Origin of the sequence: Pseudonocardia sp. EV170527-09, from assembly GCF_008369905.1 — a bacterium.
In the GTDB taxonomy this organism is placed as follows: domain Bacteria; phylum Actinomycetota; class Actinomycetes; order Mycobacteriales; family Pseudonocardiaceae; genus Pseudonocardia.
The window spans coordinates 56,476-73,123 of sequence record NZ_VRMC01000020.1 but is presented as its reverse complement, the minus strand read 5'-3'; the positions used below and the strand labels follow the sequence as shown (position 1 = coordinate 73,123).

At 75.0% G+C, this 16,648-nt stretch carries 19 protein-coding genes; 9 read left to right on the top strand and 10 right to left on the bottom strand.

Translation table 11 applies throughout. The annotated features are described in order from the left end of the window. Positions 1-146: 146 nt before the first annotated feature. The 6 genes from FVA95_RS08725 to FVA95_RS08700 form a co-directional block, all read right to left on the bottom strand. Positions 147-1,154 carry a DUF5914 domain-containing protein gene (locus FVA95_RS08725; RefSeq protein WP_149663744.1) on the bottom strand — a complete coding sequence of 336 codons (1,008 nt, stop codon included), beginning with the start codon at positions 1,152-1,154 and terminating at the stop codon, positions 147-149. Between the two features lie 20 nt (positions 1,155-1,174). Continuing rightward, complete coding sequence (locus FVA95_RS08720) at positions 1,175-2,809, bottom strand: FAD-dependent oxidoreductase (RefSeq protein WP_149663743.1); 1,635 nt, start codon at positions 2,807-2,809, stop codon at positions 1,175-1,177. Further along, positions 2,806-3,564 (bottom strand): class I SAM-dependent methyltransferase, encoded by a 759-nt coding sequence (locus tag FVA95_RS08715; protein WP_149663742.1) that lies wholly within the window; start codon positions 3,562-3,564, stop codon positions 2,806-2,808. The genes FVA95_RS08720 and FVA95_RS08715 overlap by 4 nt, the downstream gene beginning before the upstream one ends. 84 nt (positions 3,565-3,648) lie before the next feature. Then, positions 3,649-4,776: a polyprenyl synthetase family protein gene (locus tag FVA95_RS08710; protein WP_240051361.1), complete on the bottom strand. Its 1,128-nt coding sequence runs from the start codon at positions 4,774-4,776 to the stop codon at positions 3,649-3,651. Positions 4,777-5,035: 259 nt separating this feature from the next. After that, positions 5,036-5,431, bottom strand: a complete 396-nt coding sequence (locus FVA95_RS08705) for a hypothetical protein (RefSeq protein WP_149663741.1) — start codon at positions 5,429-5,431, stop codon at positions 5,036-5,038. Positions 5,432-5,520: 89 nt separating this feature from the next. Continuing rightward, complete coding sequence (locus FVA95_RS08700) at positions 5,521-5,805, bottom strand: hypothetical protein (protein ID WP_149663740.1); 285 nt, start codon at positions 5,803-5,805, stop codon at positions 5,521-5,523. A gap of 107 nt (positions 5,806-5,912) precedes the next feature. Between FVA95_RS08700 and FVA95_RS08695 the strand changes: the two genes are divergently transcribed. Beyond that, on the top strand, positions 5,913-6,797 hold the full coding sequence (locus FVA95_RS08695; RefSeq protein ID WP_149663739.1) for a hypothetical protein: 885 nt from the start codon (positions 5,913-5,915) through the stop codon (positions 6,795-6,797). Here the strand turns inward: FVA95_RS08695 and FVA95_RS08690 are convergent. The 4 genes from FVA95_RS08690 to FVA95_RS08675 are packed head-to-tail and all read right to left on the bottom strand — an operon-like array spanning position 6,751 to position 10,803. After that, entirely contained in the window at positions 6,751-7,971 is a 1,221-nt protein-coding gene (locus FVA95_RS08690) for an acyl-CoA dehydrogenase family protein (protein ID WP_149663738.1), read from the bottom strand. The genes FVA95_RS08695 and FVA95_RS08690 overlap by 47 nt on opposite strands. After that, positions 7,968-8,870, bottom strand: a complete 903-nt coding sequence (locus FVA95_RS08685) for a 3-hydroxyacyl-CoA dehydrogenase NAD-binding domain-containing protein (protein ID WP_149663737.1) — start codon at positions 8,868-8,870, stop codon at positions 7,968-7,970. The genes FVA95_RS08690 and FVA95_RS08685 overlap by 4 nt, the downstream gene beginning before the upstream one ends. Then, positions 8,867-9,616, bottom strand: coding sequence for an acetoacetate decarboxylase (locus FVA95_RS08680; protein WP_149663736.1), 750 nt, complete (start codon positions 9,614-9,616; stop codon positions 8,867-8,869). The genes FVA95_RS08685 and FVA95_RS08680 overlap by 4 nt, the downstream gene beginning before the upstream one ends. Further along, complete coding sequence (locus tag FVA95_RS08675; protein WP_149663735.1) at positions 9,613-10,803, bottom strand: CaiB/BaiF CoA-transferase family protein; 1,191 nt, start codon at positions 10,801-10,803, stop codon at positions 9,613-9,615. The genes FVA95_RS08680 and FVA95_RS08675 overlap by 4 nt, the downstream gene beginning before the upstream one ends. A gap of 85 nt (positions 10,804-10,888) precedes the next feature. On the opposite strand from FVA95_RS08675, the gene FVA95_RS08670 reads away from it, so the two are divergent. The 8 genes from FVA95_RS08670 to crcB all read left to right on the top strand — a co-directional run bounded on the left by FVA95_RS08670 (position 10,889) and on the right by crcB (position 16,638). Continuing rightward, complete coding sequence (locus FVA95_RS08670; RefSeq protein WP_149663734.1) at positions 10,889-11,599, top strand: IclR family transcriptional regulator; 711 nt, start codon at positions 10,889-10,891, stop codon at positions 11,597-11,599. A 48-nt stretch (positions 11,600-11,647) separates the two neighbouring features. After that, complete coding sequence (locus FVA95_RS08665; RefSeq protein WP_149663733.1) at positions 11,648-12,745, top strand: peptide chain release factor 2; 1,098 nt, start codon at positions 11,648-11,650, stop codon at positions 12,743-12,745. Between the two features lie 60 nt (positions 12,746-12,805). Beyond that, complete coding sequence (locus tag FVA95_RS08660; RefSeq protein ID WP_193564325.1) at positions 12,806-13,315, top strand: SRPBCC family protein; 510 nt, start codon at positions 12,806-12,808, stop codon at positions 13,313-13,315. A gap of 335 nt (positions 13,316-13,650) precedes the next feature. Continuing rightward, the gene (locus FVA95_RS08655; protein ID WP_149663732.1) at positions 13,651-14,118 is read left to right on the top strand and encodes a MarR family winged helix-turn-helix transcriptional regulator; all 468 of its coding nucleotides are present in this window, start codon (positions 13,651-13,653) and stop codon (positions 14,116-14,118) included. 84 nt (positions 14,119-14,202) lie between these two features. Beyond that, on the top strand, positions 14,203-14,643 hold the full coding sequence (locus FVA95_RS08650) for a MarR family winged helix-turn-helix transcriptional regulator (RefSeq protein WP_149663731.1): 441 nt from the start codon (positions 14,203-14,205) through the stop codon (positions 14,641-14,643). Beyond that, the gene (locus FVA95_RS08645; protein ID WP_149663730.1) at positions 14,640-15,887 is read left to right on the top strand and encodes an MFS transporter; all 1,248 of its coding nucleotides are present in this window, start codon (positions 14,640-14,642) and stop codon (positions 15,885-15,887) included. Before FVA95_RS08650 ends, FVA95_RS08645 begins: the two co-directional genes overlap by 4 nt. Continuing rightward, entirely contained in the window at positions 15,884-16,273 is a 390-nt protein-coding gene (locus FVA95_RS08640) for a CrcB family protein (RefSeq protein WP_240051360.1), read from the top strand. Before FVA95_RS08645 ends, FVA95_RS08640 begins: the two co-directional genes overlap by 4 nt. Beyond that, the gene (gene crcB, locus FVA95_RS08635) at positions 16,270-16,638 is read left to right on the top strand and encodes a fluoride efflux transporter CrcB (RefSeq protein ID WP_149663729.1); all 369 of its coding nucleotides are present in this window, start codon (positions 16,270-16,272) and stop codon (positions 16,636-16,638) included. The genes FVA95_RS08640 and crcB overlap by 4 nt, the downstream gene beginning before the upstream one ends. Positions 16,639-16,648 lie beyond the last annotated feature (10 nt).

Sequence of the window (16,648 nt, the reverse complement as noted above, 5' to 3'; positions counted from 1 at the left end):
GTGATCACGGCGATGTCCCAGGACCCGCCGCCCCGCCGGCTGGTCCTGGGCAACAGCGGATACGACGCCGTGGTCGATGCGCTCGAGAAGACCCTGGCCGACGTCCTGGCCGACGAGAGCCTCTCTCGAAGCGCGGATTTCCCTGCTCAGCGCGCCCGCAGCGCGTAGCGGCGCTCGGCGTAGTCGAGGTCGTCGCGCCACAGCTTCGTGGCGGCCGCGGCCATCGCCGGGCGGATCGCCGGGGCGAGCCGGGTCGCCACCGCGAAACCGGGCCGGTCCGACCCGGCGACGACGGCCTCGATCACCGCGGTGCGCGGCCGCCCGTCGGGGCCGGGGCCGAGCGGGGTCGCGTGGGTCTCGACGACCGACCCGACACCCTCGCCCTCCACGATCCGCATGACCACGGTGCGCGGCTCCGGGCACACGAACTCCGCCCGCACCGGCACACCCAGCCCCGGCCCGACCTTGAAGGTGACGCTCACGAGGAACCGGTCGTCGTCGGGGGCGACGTCGGTGACGGCGGGCGCGGAGTCCACCGTCAGCCGCTGGAACGAGTACGGGTGGAACCAGGCGCCGTGCCACGGGTCGAGCCGGTTGGCGACGATGTCCTCCGGCTCGCACACCCCGGTCAGCGTGGTGACGGCGTCGAGCACCGCGCCGGCCGGTCGGGCCGGGACGACGGGGGCGTCGGTCGGCTCCTCGCCGCCGAGATCGTCGAGCCGCACCCAGACCAGGACCCCGTCGTCGTGGACGGGCAGCACCGCCCAGCCCGGGCCGGACCGGGCGCCGAGGCGCAGCCCGTGCCAGCGGCAGACCAGCTCGCCGCAGTCGACGGCGGCCAGCGCCATCGGTGCACCGAGGTGCGGGCAGGCGCCGGGACCCACCCGGACCGTGCCGTCCTCCTCCCGCCACGCGACGAGCTCGGTCCCGCCGACCCGGACGCCGTGCGGCCGGTCGCGGCGGATCTCGCGGCTCGCGGCGACGACGAACCAGTTCCCCGACGGACGTGCCTGCGCCCGCTCCAGCGCGGCCGAGATCAGCTTCGGGTCCGCGCCGGCGTAGGTCGGCTTCTGCGCCGCCCACCGCTGCGACGGCAGCGGCTGCAGCGGCCAGTGGGACGGCCAGTTCTCGGCGAGCCGGGAGAGCAGGGTCATGGCGTGGTGTCCTTCGGGGGTCAGGTGCGCATCGCGTACTCGGCGGCGCGCCGCAGCGGACCGAGGCGGCCGCTGGTGGGGACGGTCTCGAGGGGGTGGCCGGCCAGACCCCAGCCGGCGAGCAGCCGGTTCGCCGCCTGCCAGCCGGTGCTCGCCGCCCGCTCCATGAGCGCGACGGGCAGGTCGATCCGGATGCCGTCGCCGGCCAGCACCAGGCCGTCGACGGGGGTGGCGACCGTGGGCCGCCGCGCGAAGTCGCCGACGCCGAACATCGGGCAGTCCGCCCGCCACTGCACCAGCTCGCCGACCACCCCGGCACCGGCGGTCTCCGGGTAGAGCTCGTGCAGCCGGGCGACCGTGCGACGGCGCAGCTCGACGGTCCAGGTGTCGTCGCCGGTGCCCGGCGGCGGCGCCGCGGAGTAGGCGTGGAGCTCCACGACGGACCCGCCGTGGTGGGCCGCCCAGCCCGCGGCGTCGCGCTCGTAGCGGTCCAGCACGGAGATGTTGTCGAGCGGGTCGAGCCCGCCGGTGCCGAGGAACGGCGGGCGGGTCGCGTCGACGGGCCGGTCGAGCCACAGCCGTTGCACGAGGAACGGCGGGGCGCTGCCCAGCGCGGCGACGTCGGCGCGCCAGCGGGCGAGCGCGTCCGGCCCGTCGACGGCCGAGACGGGGTCGCCCAGGCCGGGGGAGGCGGCGACGATGTCGCGCAACCCGCGCACGTCCGGGGCCAGCACGACCGCGTCCGCCTCGCTGCTGCCGCCGGTGCCGCCGCCGTCGTGATGATTCACGTGGAACCGTCCACTGCCGACACCGTCGGCCGGGGAGCGTTCTGCCGGGGATCGTTCGATCGAGGAGACCGTGACTCCGGTCCGGAACGTGACGCCGCGGGTGGTCAGGTAGTGGCGCAGCGGCTCCCACAGCGCGGTGTCGAAGCCCGCGTCGGGCACGTCGAACATCAGGCCCTCGGAGGAACCGAGGAAGTAGATGTGGAACATCGTCGCGAGTTCGGCGGCCGACATGGTCGAGGGCGGTGCGAAGAAGCTGCGGGAGAACACCTCGAACGCCAGGTGCCGGGCCGCGGGCGGGAAGTTGATCGACTCGACGAAGCTCTGCGCGTCGACGTGGTCGATCGCCTCGTAGATGCCGGGCACGCTGACCGCGGCCAGCGGCGCGGCGGCGCGGGCGTCGAGGCGCAGCAGGTCCGACGGGCGGAAGGTGGGGCTGCGCAGGGCGAACAGCACCGCGTTCCACGGCGGGGTGCGCGGCAGCCCGCGGAAGGTGTCCCGGTGCCCGTGCGCGTCGACGAGCGGGTAGTCCTCCAGGGGCACCAGCCGTTCCAGCCCGGGGTCGCCCCGGCGCAGCAGCGCGCGCAGGTTGTAGTACTGGCGGAAGAAGGCGTGGAAGCCGCGGCTCATCGACACCGGGGTGCCGTCGGGCAGCGGCTCCGACCAGCCACCGACCCGCCCGCCCAGGTAGGGCTCGCGCTCCAGCAGCTCCACGACGACGCCGCGCTCCGCGAGCCCGGTCGCCGCGGCGAGTCCGGCGATCCCGCCGCCGACGACCACCCGCGGTCGCCGCCCCAGCTGCCCGGCGTCGCCGAGGCCGCCGGCGGGCTCGTGGCGGACCCGGCGCGGGTCGGTCGGGCGGGCGGTCACGCCCGCGTCCCGAGCACGGTGTGCACGACGCCGTTCTGCCAGCCGGTCATGGTCTCGGAGTGCACGGCGTCGAACCCGGCGCCGCGGACCCGGTCGCGCAGGCGGCCGATGCCGTCGAAGGTGTTCACGCTGCGCCACAGGTGCCGGTAGAGCGCGGTCTCACCGGTGGTCATCCGGCCGAGCGGCACGATGATCCCCCAGCAGACCGCGTGCCAGGACAGCCGGGCGCGGGGCGAGTCGGCCACCGAGTACTCGTGCAACGCGAGCACCCCACCGGGGCGCAGCAGGTCGTGGAAGCGGCGCAGCTGGGCGTCCGGGTCGTCCAGGTTGCGCAGCAGGTAGGCGGCGAGGATCCCGTCGAACGGGCCCTCGACCCCGTTCTCGGCGAGGGCCTCGGCGGTGGAGTGCACGAACCGCACCGACGCCGGCCACGGCTTGGTGCGGGCGCGCTCCAGCATCCCGGCCGAGGCGTCGACGGCCACGATCTCGGCGCGCGGGGCGACCCCGAGCAGCGCCGCGGTGGAGGCCCCGGTGCCGCAGCCCGCGTCGAGCAGCCGCAGCCCCGCGCCGTCCCGGGGCAGCCGCATCCGGGCCGCGGAGGCGCGCAGGTGGTCGTGGTAGCCGGGGTTCATCCCGACCAGCCGGTCGTAGTCGGCCGCGCCGTCGTCGAAGTGCGAGGGCACCTGCTCGCGCGGCAGACCCGCACGGCCGACGGTTCCGGGGCGGGCGGGGCGGGACGGGGAACGGTCGGCCATGTCCGCGAGCCTAGGACCGCCCACGGCGCCCGGCGCGTCGGGTCGCATCCTGGTGCACCGCAGCCGTTCGCGGGGCGGGCCCGGTCAGGAGACCCGGTCGGCGCAGCGCACGGCCATCGCCCGCAGCACCGCGGCGACGTCGTCGCCGAGCAGTCCGCCGTCGACCGCGCCGTCCACCAGCCGCAGCGCGCCCTGCACCCGGGTGGCGATCAGCTCCTCGATGCGACGGCGGGCGCCGGTGGACTCGATCGCGACCCGCGCCGCGGCGACGTCGACCGGGCCGTCGGTCTCGTCGGAGCCGTGCAGCAACGCGTCGAGGGTGTCCCGGGTGGCCGGTCCGGCGACCTCGCGGGCCAGCACGACCAGGCTGGTGGCCTTGCGCTCGGCCAGGTCGTCGCCCGCGGTCTTGCCGGTGGCGTCGGTGCCGAACACGCCCAGCACGTCGTCGCGCATCTGGAAGGCCTCGCCGACCATCGTCCCGTAGTCGCCGAGCGCGGTGAGCAGCTCCGGCCCGGCGCCTGCCATCGCGGCGCCGAGCTCCAGCGGGCGGCGCACGGTGTAGTTGCCGGACTTGCGACGCAGCACGTCCATCACCTCGTCGAGGGTGGGGACGCGGCGGGCCTCGTTGAGCAGGTCGGCGAACTGGCCGACGGCCAGCTCGGAGCGCATCTCGTCGTAGCGTGGCCAGCCACGGTCCAGCGCGGCGCGCGGCAGTCCGCTCTCGCGCATCGCCTGCTCGGCCCAGACCAGGCACAGGTCACCCAGCAGGACCGCGCCGGACTCGCCGAACCGGTCCGCCGAGCCGGACATGCCCTGGCCACGATGCCAGGAGGCGAGCTGGACGTGCACCGTCGGCCGGCCGCGACGCAGCTGCGAGCGGTCCATGACGTCGTCCTGCAGCAGCGCGAACGCGTGCAGCAGCTCCAGCCCGGACACCGCGGCCAGCGCGGCGGGGGAGTCCGGGGCGGCGGCCCGCCAGCCCAGGTAGCCGAACATCGAACGCAGGTACTTGCCGCGACCGACGAAGTCGCTCAGAACCCCGGTCACGACGTCCGCCCCACGCATCGAGTGGACGTGCTCGGCGCAGCGACGGCGCACGGTCTCCGCGACCTGCTCACGGACCCGGTCGCGGATCTCCTCCGCCCAGCCCGGATGGGTGGGGACGAGCTCGGGGCGCCGGGCCCGTGTGGTCTCCACGGACGTGGTCGTCACGGACGTGGTCGTCACCGACGTGCTCTTCACGGACGTCACGCGGCCTCCCGTCGGGTCGCCTGGGGTGGTGGGCGGCCGGACGTCGGCGTCCGGACCCGGTCGGGGGCCGTCGAGCGCCGAGGGCACCACCGGGCCGGATCCTGTCGAGGGTATGGCGGGTGTCGTGATCGCGCGCGCCGAGCCGGACGGACCTCCCCGGTCGTGTTCGGACGGAGGCGTCCGCATGGTTCGGGTGACCCCCGTCACCGGCCAGGGCCGGTCAGCCGGCGCGGAGGAACGACCACGCGGCCAGCCACACCGATCCGGCGACGAGCGCCATCGCACCGGGCACGTGCACGACCAGGCCCGGGATGCTCCCGAACCACGCCTGGACGAAGGTGAACGCGAAGACCGCGACGGCGAGCGCGGACGGCCACCACGACCCGGCCGTGACGACCCGCAGCCACACCGCGGCCGCCGCGGCGAGCCCGGTGACGACGTGCAGCACGATCGCCCCGGCGCCGTGCGGACCGACGTCGCCGCCGGTGAACAGGCCGGCGGCGGTCACGAACTGCCAGGCCAGGACCACGACCGAGGCGGTCGCGAGCACCCGCAGGGCCAGGACGGGGGTGGAGCGGACGGCGTCGGGGGCGGCGTGGCGGTGTGGGACGGACATCGTCCCAGTCTGCCGAACCGGCCGCAGGTGTACGAACCGGGCGTTCACGCCATCACGGGCGCGAGTGCTCGCACGCCCACGACGGCGGACTACGCCGGGAGGAAGTGCCGCGCCGGGTCGAGCGCGGGGGCGCCGGTGACCGGTGCGAAGTGGTGGTCCACGAACGCGCGCAGCGCCGCGGAGTGGCCGCACGGGCCCGGGACGTAGGCCACGTCGTCGCGCCAGCCGCACTCGCATGCCGCGCGGTAGGCGACGGCCGGTGCGCGACGCGCGTCGGCCCAGATCCCCGTCGCGCGACCGTCGGCGGTGTCCGCGCTGACGAAACCCTCGTGGTCGTCCGACCCGGGGATCTCCACCGGTCCGATGTAGAGCACGTCGGTGATCTTCCCCGGGACCCGGACGTGCGCAACGCCGGGGGGCCGGGAGGGCGCCCCGGTTCGCCCGGCGGTCGCCGGCCGGTCCCGCGTGGCAGGCTGGACCGGTGACGGACGACGCTCGGGGTGAGGCGGTGCTGGGCGCGGCGACCGACGCGGCCCGCCGGGAGTTCGGTGACGACCTGGTGGCGGCCTACACCCTCGGCAGCCTCGCACACGGCGGGTTCGCCCCCGCCGTCAGCGACGTCGACCTGGCCCTGGTGCTGTCGGAGACCGGCGGCGGCACGGCGTCGCGGGTGCACGACGTCGTCGCCGCGACCCGGGACGCCGCAGCGGGCACCGACGGGCTGGCAGAGCGGCTCTCGGTGTTCTGGGCCGACCCGCACACCGTCCGCCACGGCCCCGGCGACCGGCCGGCCCGGCTGCCCGCCGTCGACCGGCTCGACCTGCTCGACTCCGGGGTACTGCGCCACGGCACCGACGTGCGCGACGGCGCCGTGCGACCCACCCACGACGATCTGGTCCGCGGCTCGGCGGACTTCCTCGTCGAGCGGGTCGACGACGCCTGGCTCGCGGGGATCGCCGACCCGGCGGCACTGCTGGCCCGCGGGCCGCGGGCGGTCACCAAGACGGTGCTGTTCCCCGTCCGGTTCCTGCACACCCTCACGACCGGGGAGATCGGCCGCAACGACGCCGCCGTCGCGTCCTACGGCGGCGAGCACGGCGCTCTGGCGACCGCGGCCCTGCGGTGGCGCGGCGGGACGCTCGGCGACCGGGTCGCCGCCTGGTCGCTGCTGACCGACCACCTGGCGGGGCTCTACCGGGAGTGCGTCGACGCCCACCTCGCGGCGCTGCCCGGTGACGACCCCGTCGTCGCCGGGCAGCGGGCACTGCGCGACGCCGTGGCGCTGATCGGCGCTCCACGGGCCGTGCCGAGGAGCCGGCTCAGTGCTTCGCCGGCTTCCGCCCCACGAACGCCCCGATCCCCGTGACCGCACGTCCCACGACCAGGGTGTTGATCTCCTTGGTGCCCTCGTAGGAGTAGAGGGCCTCGGCGTCGTCGAAGAAGCGGCCGACCTTGTTCTCCAGCAGGATGCCGTTGCCGCCGAACACCTCCCGGGCCCGCGCGACGGCGTCGCGCAGCATGATCGTCGCCTGCCGCTTGGCCAGGGCCGCCTGCTCGTCGCGGAAGGTGCCGTCGTCCTGCATCTGCGCGACCTTGACCGCCATCCCGAGCGAGGCGACGACGTCGCCCAGGATCGACACGAGATGGTCCTGCACCAGCTGGAACGACGCGATCGGTTGCCCGAACTGGACGCGCTCGACGGCGTAGTCGCGGGCCAGCTCGTACACCCCCGCCATCGCGCCGACCGCGTTCCAGGCGACCCCGCCGCGGGTCACCCGCAGCACCCGGTTGGTGTCGCGGAAGGACTCCGCGCCCGGCAGCCGGTTCGCCTCGGGCACCCGCACGCCGTCGAAGGTGAGGTCGGCGTTCTGCACCGAGCGCAGTGCGAGCTTGCCCTCCATCTTCGTCGCGGTGAAGCCGGGCATGTCCTTCTCGACGACGAAGCCCTTCACCGGGCCGCCGGTGGGGTCGTCGGTCACGTCGCGCGCCCACACGACAACCAGGTCGGCGAAGGTGCCGTTGCCGATCCAGCGCTTCGCACCGTCGATCACCCACACCGCGTCGGCGCCGTTCCCCTCCCGCCGCGCGGTGGTCTCCAGCCCGCCCGCGACGTCGGAACCGCCGTGCGGCTCGGACAGCGCGAACGCCCCGATCAGCTCCATCCGCCGCATGGCGGGGAGCCAGCGCTGCTTCTGCTCCTCCGAGCCGCACAGGTCGATCGAGGTGAGCGCGAGCCCGGCGTGCACGCCGAAGAAGGTCGCCATCGAGGGGTCGACGCGGGACAGCTCCATCGACACGAACGAGGTGAGCAGCCGCGAGTACGCGGGCCGGTCCGGCCACTCCCTGGCCAGGCCGACGACGTCGAGCTCGGCGAAGCCGGGGATGAGCTCGTACGGGAACTCGGCGCGGTCCCAGTAGTCGTCGGCGATCGGGGCGATCCGGGTCTCGGCGAACTCGCGGACCCGGGCGAGGATCTTCTTCTCCTGGTCGCCCAGCAGGTCCAGGTAACCGTAGAGGTCGGCGGGCAGTGGGCTGGTCATGACTGCTCCAGAATGTCGTCGCGGGCGGCGAGCACGGCGGTCTCGGCGCGGTCGCGTGCGGTGGTGAGGGCCTCCCGGCTGGGGCCGTAGGCGTCCTCGGTGGCGCTGCTGATCGCCTCGACGGTGTCGGCGTCGAGGGCGGGGGTCCCCAGGTCGGCCCAGCGGCGCGCCATGCCGGGGCCGAGGTGCTCGAGCAGGTGGCGCAGGCCGCCGTCGCCGCCGCCGAGGTGGAAGGACAGGAACGGCCCGCCGGTCGCCCAGCGCGGGCCGAGCGCCCCGGTGACGACGCGGTCGAGCTCGGCGGGGGAGACCACGCCGTCGCGGACCAGGGACACGGCCTCGCGGAACAGCGCGGACTGGAGCCGGTTCCCGACGAAGCCGTACACCTCCTTGTGGATCTCGACCGGGTCCTTGCCGACGCCGCGCAGGAACGCCGCGGCGCGCTCGACGGCGTCGCGCCCGGTCCGTTGCCCGGCGACGAGCTCGACGAGCGGCAGCACGTGCGGCGGGTTGAACGGGTGCGCCACCAGCAGCCGCGCGGCGGCGTCGTCGGGCAGCTCGGCGGCGATGTCGCTGGGCAGGATCCCGGAGGTGGAACTGAGCAGCAGCGCCCCGGCCGGAGCGTGCGCGGCCACCGTCGCCCAGATCTCCCGCTTGACCGCCAGGTCCTCCGGGCCCTGCTCCTGGACGACGTCGGCGGCCGCGACGGCGGCGGCGAGGTCGGGTTCGCACACGACCCGGTCGAGCAGGTCCGGTGACCCGTAGCGCCGCACCCCCGCGTCGACGACATCGGCCAGGTCCGGCCGCGGGTCGGTGATGACGACGTCGTGCCCAGCCGCGGCCAGCAGCACCGTCCAGGAGACGCCGATCGTGCCGGCGCCGATCTCGGTGATCCTCACGAGTCCTCCCCGTCCTGGTGCAGGTAGTCGTGCACGGTCTCGACCGGCGCCAGGGTGAGGTCGGTGAGCACGTGCGATGCGGACACGACCTCGCGCACCGGCAGGTCCGCCAGCGGTGCGAGGACGTGGTGGAACAGCTGCAGCCGCGCCGGGCCGGTGAAGGCGCGCTTCACGGTCAGGTCGGTGATCCGGGTGCGGACCAGGCGGGCGTCGACCGGGCCGGAGCGGCCGGGGACGAGCTTGACCATGAACGTCGGGACGCCGATCTGTGCGGCGGCCTCGGCCGGGTCGAGCGGGGCATGCTGGTAGGCCATCGTGGCGACGGCGACCGGCAGCGACCCCTTGTGCAGGGTCCCCACCAGCGCGCCGTCCTCCACGGCCAGCCGCGGGGTGCCGAACGCCTTGGGATAGGCGCTCTGCTCGCGCCCGGCGAAGGTGGCCGGCGAGTTGTCCAGCCACATCCCGTGGAGGTACTCGCCCTGTTCACCGTCGAAGGAACAGGCCAGTGCCTGACCGGACTCGGTGTAGGGGCCGAACCCGTCGACGTCGCCCATGTGCATGACCTCGAACCGGACCAGCGGGTCACCGGCCACCAGCGGCTCGGGCAGGGCGTGGCGGAACGCCTCGGGGTCGGTGCGATAGACGACGTTGAGGTACTCGCGGTCGGTGAACCGGTGCGCCCCGGGCGGGAACGCCGGCGCGGTGAGCGGGGTGGTCCCGGCGGCGAGGACGTCGGCGGCCCTCATCGGACCAGCACCCCCTCGGCGACGAGCGCGTCGATCTCGTCCTCGGTGCGCCCCAGCTCGCGCAGCACCGCGGCGCCGTCGGCACCGAGTGCGGGGGCGTGGGTGCGCATCCCGGCCGGGGTGGCCGAGAGCCGGACCGGAAAGCCGATCGAGCGGTAGCGGCCCTCGGTGGGGTGCTCTGCCTCGGTCAGCAGGCCGCCGGAGGTGACGTACGGGTCGGTCTCGGCGTCGTCGACGGCGAGCACCGGCGCGAACGGGATCGAGTGCTCGGCGCACAGCGCCGCCCACTCGTCGGTGGTGCGCTGCGGGGCGAGCTCGCCGATCAGTGCGTACAGCTCGGGCTGGTGCGCCGCCATCGCCGGCGAGGTGGCGAACCGCTCGTCGGCGGCCAGGTCCTCGCGGCCGGCCGCGGCGAAGAAGTCGGCGATGTTGCGCGGGGTGTAGGGCAGGATGCAGGCCCAGCCGTCCTTCGTCGCGACGGCCTCGTGCCCGGCCGCCATCGACCGGTTGAACCCGGTCGGGCCCTCCGCGGGCACGAAGGTGTGCCCGGACAGGTGCTCCACCAGGTTGAACGCGAGCAGCGTGTCGGTCATCGGGACCTCGACCAGCTGCCCCTCACCGGTGGCCCGCTGGTGGATCACCGCGGCCAGCGTGGAGTAGGCGATGGTCAGCGCGCACACCTTGTCGGCGAGGATCGTCGGCGCGTACGACGGGGTGCCGGTCGCCCGGCGCATCAGGTCCACCATCCCCGAGGACGCCTGCACGATCTCGTCGTAGGCGGCCCGGTCGGCCAGCTCGGAGTCGCTGCGGAAGCCCTGCGCCCGCACCTGCACCAGACGAGGGAACCGTTCGGCGACCCGCCCGGGATCGAGCCCGAGCCGCTCCAGCGCACCGGGGCGCATGTTCGTGACGAGTACGTCGGCGGTGTCGAGCAGGTCGTCGAGCACGGCCCGCCCGGCGTCGGTCTTGAGGTCGAGGGCGACGGAGCGCTTGTTGCGGTTCACGTTCAGCGCGAGCGCACCCATGCCGGGGTTGCGCTGGGGCAGCGTCCGGCGGGTCATGTCCCCGGCCGGCGGCTCGATCTTGATCACCTCCGCGCCCAGGTCACCCAGGATCTGGCAGGCGTAGGGGCCCATGACCACCGATGCCAGGTCGATCACCCGCAGCCCGTCCAGTGCGCCACCCATGTCGTGCTCCCTCCGGTCGGTCCGCGATCTCGTTCTCCATGAGCATGGCTAACTTCTCTCGCTCCTGCGAGCTACCCTTACCCATATGCGTAAGCACCACCGGACGGTGGACCGGGTGGCCGGTCTGCTGGAATCCGCCGCGCGCCGCCCGGACGGCAGCACCCTCTCCGCTCTGGCCCGGCGCGTCGGTGCCCCGGTGTCCTCGGTGCAGAAGCTCGTCGACGGTCTCGTCGCCACCGGCTACCTCGACGAACGCGACCGTCGCTACACCCTGGGGCCTGCGCCGTGGATGCTCGCGGCGAGAGCGGGGGAACCACCCGTCCCGGCGATCCCGCACGAGGCGCTCGACCAGCTGGCCCGGCACACCGGCCTGCCCGTGCTCCTCGCCGCCAGGATCGGCGACGACGCCGTCTACCTCGACTGGGCCGGCGCCGACGAGAGCTTCGACGTCGCGTTGTCCGCCCGGGTCCGCGCGCCGCTGCCCGACACCGCGGCCGGCCGGGTCCTGCTCGCCCACCTCGCCCCGGCCGAGCGCAAGCGGGTGGCGCTGGCCGCGCACGACGGTGACCCCGGCGCCGCCGCCGCGCTGCTCGACACCTGCGCGCGGATCCGCACCGACGGGTTCGAACGCGGCGCGAGCGGCACCTTGTTGCCCGGGGCGGTCGCCGTCGCGGTCGCACTCCGCCACGACGGCCGGGTCACGGGGGCGCTCTCGGCCGCCGACCGCGGGTCGGGACCGCTGCCCCGCGGGGTCGCCGACGCTCTCGCCGACGCCGCCGACGCGTGGTCGACCTGAGCCGCCGCGCGACGTTTGCCGACCGGCGTGCCGGGAAGGCGACGGTCGATGCGTACCGACTGGATCCGACCCCTGAACGACAGCGACGGCCCCTTCGCGACCGTCGTGCTCGACGCCACGCACGACACCGCCGACGCGACCGAGCAGTACCGCCTGCGCTGGCGCGACCTGCGTGAGCGCCTCGCCGACTCCGGCGCCGACTCCTCGGCGCTCGCCGTCCTCGACGAGGCCGTGACCGCCGCCGACGCCCCCGACGGCACGGCCGGGCGGGTACTGGTCGCCGACGCGACGCGGGTGCTGCTCGACCGGCACACCGAGGTCCCGCCCGAGCGCGGGACCGCGACCTGGGGTGCGGTCCCGGACCTGCTGGGTGTGCTCGGCGCGGTGGGGGAGGACGTGGCGACCGTCGTCGTCGCCGTCGACCGGACCGGCGGTCGGATCCGGGTCGTCGACGGCACCGTCGAGGAGGTGTCGACCGACTCCGGCGGCCCGGTCCACAAGGCGAACGTCGCAGGCCCCGGCGAGGGCTCCGCGGACGCCCGGGTCGAGGAGACCTGGAAGCGCAACGCCCAGGCCGTCGCCGAGCGGGTCGACACGATCGTCCGCGGCGGCAACGCGGACCTGCTCGTCGTCGCCGGGGACGCGGAGTCCCGGGCCCGCCTGCGCGACGAGCTCCCGCCGGCCTCGGCCGGCATCATGGCCGAGATCGAGAACACCGGCGGCACGGCGCCCGAGCAGGTCGACGACACCGTCCGCGCCGCGGCCGACGAGGTCCGCGAGGCCCGCCGCGGCGAGGCCGTCTCCAGCTTCGCGACCGCGTCCGGACGCGACGACGGGCTCGCCGTCACCGGGCTCGGCGACGTCGTCGGGGCCACCCGCGCCCACGCGGTCGAGACGCTGCTGGTCGACCCGTCGGCGGTGCCCGGGACCGAGCTGGTCGCCGGGACCGACCCGGCGGCAGTGGGGGAGAAGGCCGACGAGCTCGTCGGTGACACCCCGGTGCTGTCCGGTCCGGCCGCGAACGTGCTCGTCCGGGCGGCCGCCGCGACCGGTGCTGCCGTCGTGCTGGTCCACCCGGGCGACGAGGTCTCGCTCACCGACGGTGTCGGCGCCGTCCTGCGCTTCCCGGTCGGTCCCGCCGCCTGAGCCCGCGACCGTCTGCTCCGTCCCGGGCCGGACCGCCCGGGACGGGGCATGATCGGTTCCATGAGCGACCAGCGGATCGAGACCTCCCGCATCGTCGACGCGAGCCCGGCCGAGATCTTCGCCGTGCTCCGTGACCCGCGTGGGCACGTGGCCATCGACAGCTCCGGCATGCTGATGTCGGCCGAGGGCGAACCGGTCTCGGCGGCCGGGGACACCTTCGTCGTCCACATGGACCGCGAGTCGCTCGGCGACCGTCCGATGGGGCGCTACGACGTCACCGTGCACATCGCGAGCTACGTGCCGGACCGCGAGATCTCCTGGACCATCGTCGGCGTCATGCGCCCGCCGGTCGGCCACGTGTACGGCTACCGGCTGGAGCCGGTCGGCGAGGCCGACGGCGGCGGCACCCGGGTCGTCTCGTGGTGCGACTGGTCCGACATCCACCCGCAGTACCGCGACTCCGACCTGTTCCCGGTGATCTCCGCGGCGTCGCTCAGGGCGACCCTGGGCATTCTCGCCCGGACCGTGCAGACGTTCCCGGCACCGGTGGTCGCGGTACCACCGTCGTAGCGGTCCGCCGTCACCCCGTTGTCGTAGCGCGGTGCCGACGACCGGGCCACGGTGCGCGCCGGCACTGGGCGGTGCGGGTGAACCGGACCTGTTTGCGATTGAGCCGCGCACGGCCGGGGAATCCGGGGACCACGAACGCACGACACGAACTCCTGCACGGACCGGGCGCTGGGGAGCCTTCCGGTCCGTGGGCCCCGGGTCCGGGGTGCGACCGCTTCGGGGGTGGTCGCACCCCGGACCCGTTCCTCGTCGTGGCCACCCCGGCGGGCCGTCGCGGCACGCCGGATCCCGCAGGCTCGGATGTACTCCCGACGCCGAACGCATACCCTGTGGGAATGACCGAGCCCGGAACCGTGGCGCCGCTGGCGCTCGACGAGCAGCTCTGTTTCGCGCTCCACTCGGCGTCCCGTGCGATGACCGGGTGCTACCGCCCGATCCTCGACGCCATCGGGCTGACCTACAGCCAGTACGCGGTCCTGCTCGTGCTGTGGGCCGAGGAGACGGTGCCCCAGCGGGAGCTCGGGGAGCGGATGTTCCTCGACAGCGGCACGCTGTCGCCGATGCTGACCCGGCTGGAGGGCCGCGGACTGGTCACCCGCGCCCGTCGCCCGGACGACGAGCGCACCGTGCAGGTGTCGCTGACCGAGAAGGGCAAGGCGCTGCGGGACCAGGCCGCCGCCGCACAGGACGAGGTCATCAAGGCCACCGGCATGTCGACGGACGAGCTGTTCCGCCTCCGGGACGACCTGCAGCGGCTCGCCTCCCGGCTCCGGGCGTCGGAGGCCGGGGCCGCCTCGGTCTGACCGGGGCCGCACTTCCCGTCCGTGCCGCGGCGCGGATCGTTGCACGGGTATATGCTTGCCGACAGGCAATCATATGGAGTGTGCATGAGCGGCCTCGACCCCGACGAGCTGGCGCGGCTGCGCACGGACCTGGCCCGGATCGCCCGGGGTCTGGACCGGGCCACCCGCGGCTCCGACCTCACCCGCAGCGCCCTGTCGGTGCTCGGCACCGTCGCCGTCCGCGGCCCGATCGGGATGGGGGAGCTCGCCACCGTCGAGGGCGTCAACCCCACGATGCTGTCGCGTCTGGCCGGCAAGCTGGAGGCCGCCGGGCTGCTCGTCCGCGACACCGACTCCGACGACGGCCGCGCCGTGCGCGTCGCGGTCACCGAGGCGGGCGCGGCCGAGCACCGCCGACGCCGCGAGGAACGCACGCGTCTGCTCGGCGCACACGTCGACGCCCTGACCCCCGACCACGCCGCACGGCTGCGGGCCGCGCTGCCCGCGCTCGACGCGCTCGCCGCGGCCCTGCGGGACGCACGGTGACCGCCGGCCCGGACCAGGCACCCCGGCGGGCGCTCGCCCGGACCTTCGCGTCGCTGTCCGGCCACAACTACCGGCTCTGGGTCGGCGGTCAGTCGATCTCCCTGGTCGGCACCTGGATGCAGTCGATCGCCCAGTCCTGGCTGGTCTACGAGCTGACCGGGTCCGCGGCCGTGCTCGGCACCGTCGTCGCCGTCCAGACCGTGCCCACGCTGCTCCTCGGGCCCTACGCCGGGGTGTGGGTGGACCGGCTCGACCGGCGACGGCTGATGATCGGCCTGCAGACGATGATGGGCCTGCAGGCCGCCGCGCTCGCCGTGCTCACCCTCACCGGCACCGTCGCGCTCTGGCACGTCTACGTGCTGGCCGCGGTGCTCGGGCTGAACAAGGCCGTCGAGAACCCGGCCCGGCAGACCTTCGTGCATGAGCTCGTGGGCCCCGACGACCTCCGCAACGCCGTCACCCTCAACTCGGTCCTGGTCAACGCCGCGCGCGCGGTCGGTCCCGCGGTCGCCGGGCTGGTCATCGTGGCGGGCGGGACCGGGATCTGCTTCGCGGTCAACGCGGTCAGCTTCGTCGCCGTCGTGACCTCGCTGCTGCGCCTGGACACCTCCGCGCTCGTGCCCACCGCACCGGCGCCGCGGGCGCCCGGGCAGCTGCGCGAGGGACTCGCGCACGTGCGGGCCAACCCCGAGCTGCGGGTCCCGCTGGTGATGATGGCGTTGATCGGCTGCCTGGCCTACGAGTTCCCGGTGGTGTTGCCGGTGGTGGCCTCGCAGACCTTCGGCGGTGACGCGAGCACCTACGGCTGGCTGACCGGCGCGATGGGGGTCGGCGCGGTCGTCGGGGGGCTCGTCGTCGCCGGGAACGGGCGCACCGGGGTGCCGATGCTGGTGCGCACCGCGCTGCTGTTCGGCCTGGTCCTGGGGCTCGCCGCGATCGCGCCGTCGCTGTGGGTCGCGCTGGTCGCGATGGGGTTGGTCGGGATGGCCAGCGTCGCGTTCATGGCGGGCGGCAACTCGACGCTGCAGCTGGCCTCGGCCCCGCACATGCGGGGACGGGTGATGGCGCTGTGGTCGGTGGCCTTCCTCGGCTCCACCCCGATCGGCGGCCCGATCGCCGGCTGGGTCAGCGAGCAGTGGGGTGGTCGCGGCGGGCTCGCGCTGGGGGCGGTGGCCTGCCTGGTCGCGGCCGCGATCGGCCTTCCCACGGCGCGCCGCGCCGCCCGGGCGGAGGCCGCCTCGTGAGCGCGCCCGGCCGGCCGGCGGTGCTCACGGCCGTCGCCGCCGGCGGGGTGGTGGGCGCCGAGGTGCGCTGGCTGCTCGGGCTCGTCGGCCCGCCGGCACCGTGGACGACGCTGATCATCAACGTCACCGGCTGCCTGCTGATGGGGATGCTGATGGTGCTGGTCACCGAGCGGTTCTCCGCCCACCCGCTGGTCCGCCCGGCCCTCGGGGTCGGGGTGCTCGGCGGGTACACGACGTTCTCCACCTACGCCGTCGACGTCGCCGCGCCGGCGTTCGGGTCACCGGGGTCGCTCGCGCTGATGGTCGGCACCCCGGTGCTCGCCGTCGCCGCGACGGCGCTCGGCGCGAGCCTGACCCGTGCGCTCGCCGGGGGCGGAGCCCGATGACGGCGCTGCTCGTCGCCCTCGGCGCGGCCGTCGGGGCGCCGCTGCGCTACCTGGTCGACACCGCGGTGAAGGCGCGGACGCCGTCGGCGTTCCCGTGGGGCACCTGGGTGATCAACGTGGTCGGGTCGTTCGTGCTGGGTGCGGTGGTGGCACTGACCCCGGCGGCCGGGCCGGGGTTCGCCGCGCTGCTCGGCACCGGGTTCTGCGGGGCGTTCACCACCTACAGCACCTTCGGCTGGGAGACGCTGTCGCTGCTCGAACGGGGTCGCACCGCGCTCGCCGTGGGCTACGCGGCGGCCAGCGCCGTCGTCGGTGTCGCGGCGGCGCTGGCCGGACACGCGCTGCTCACCGCCGTGGCTGGCTGAGCAGGCCCGG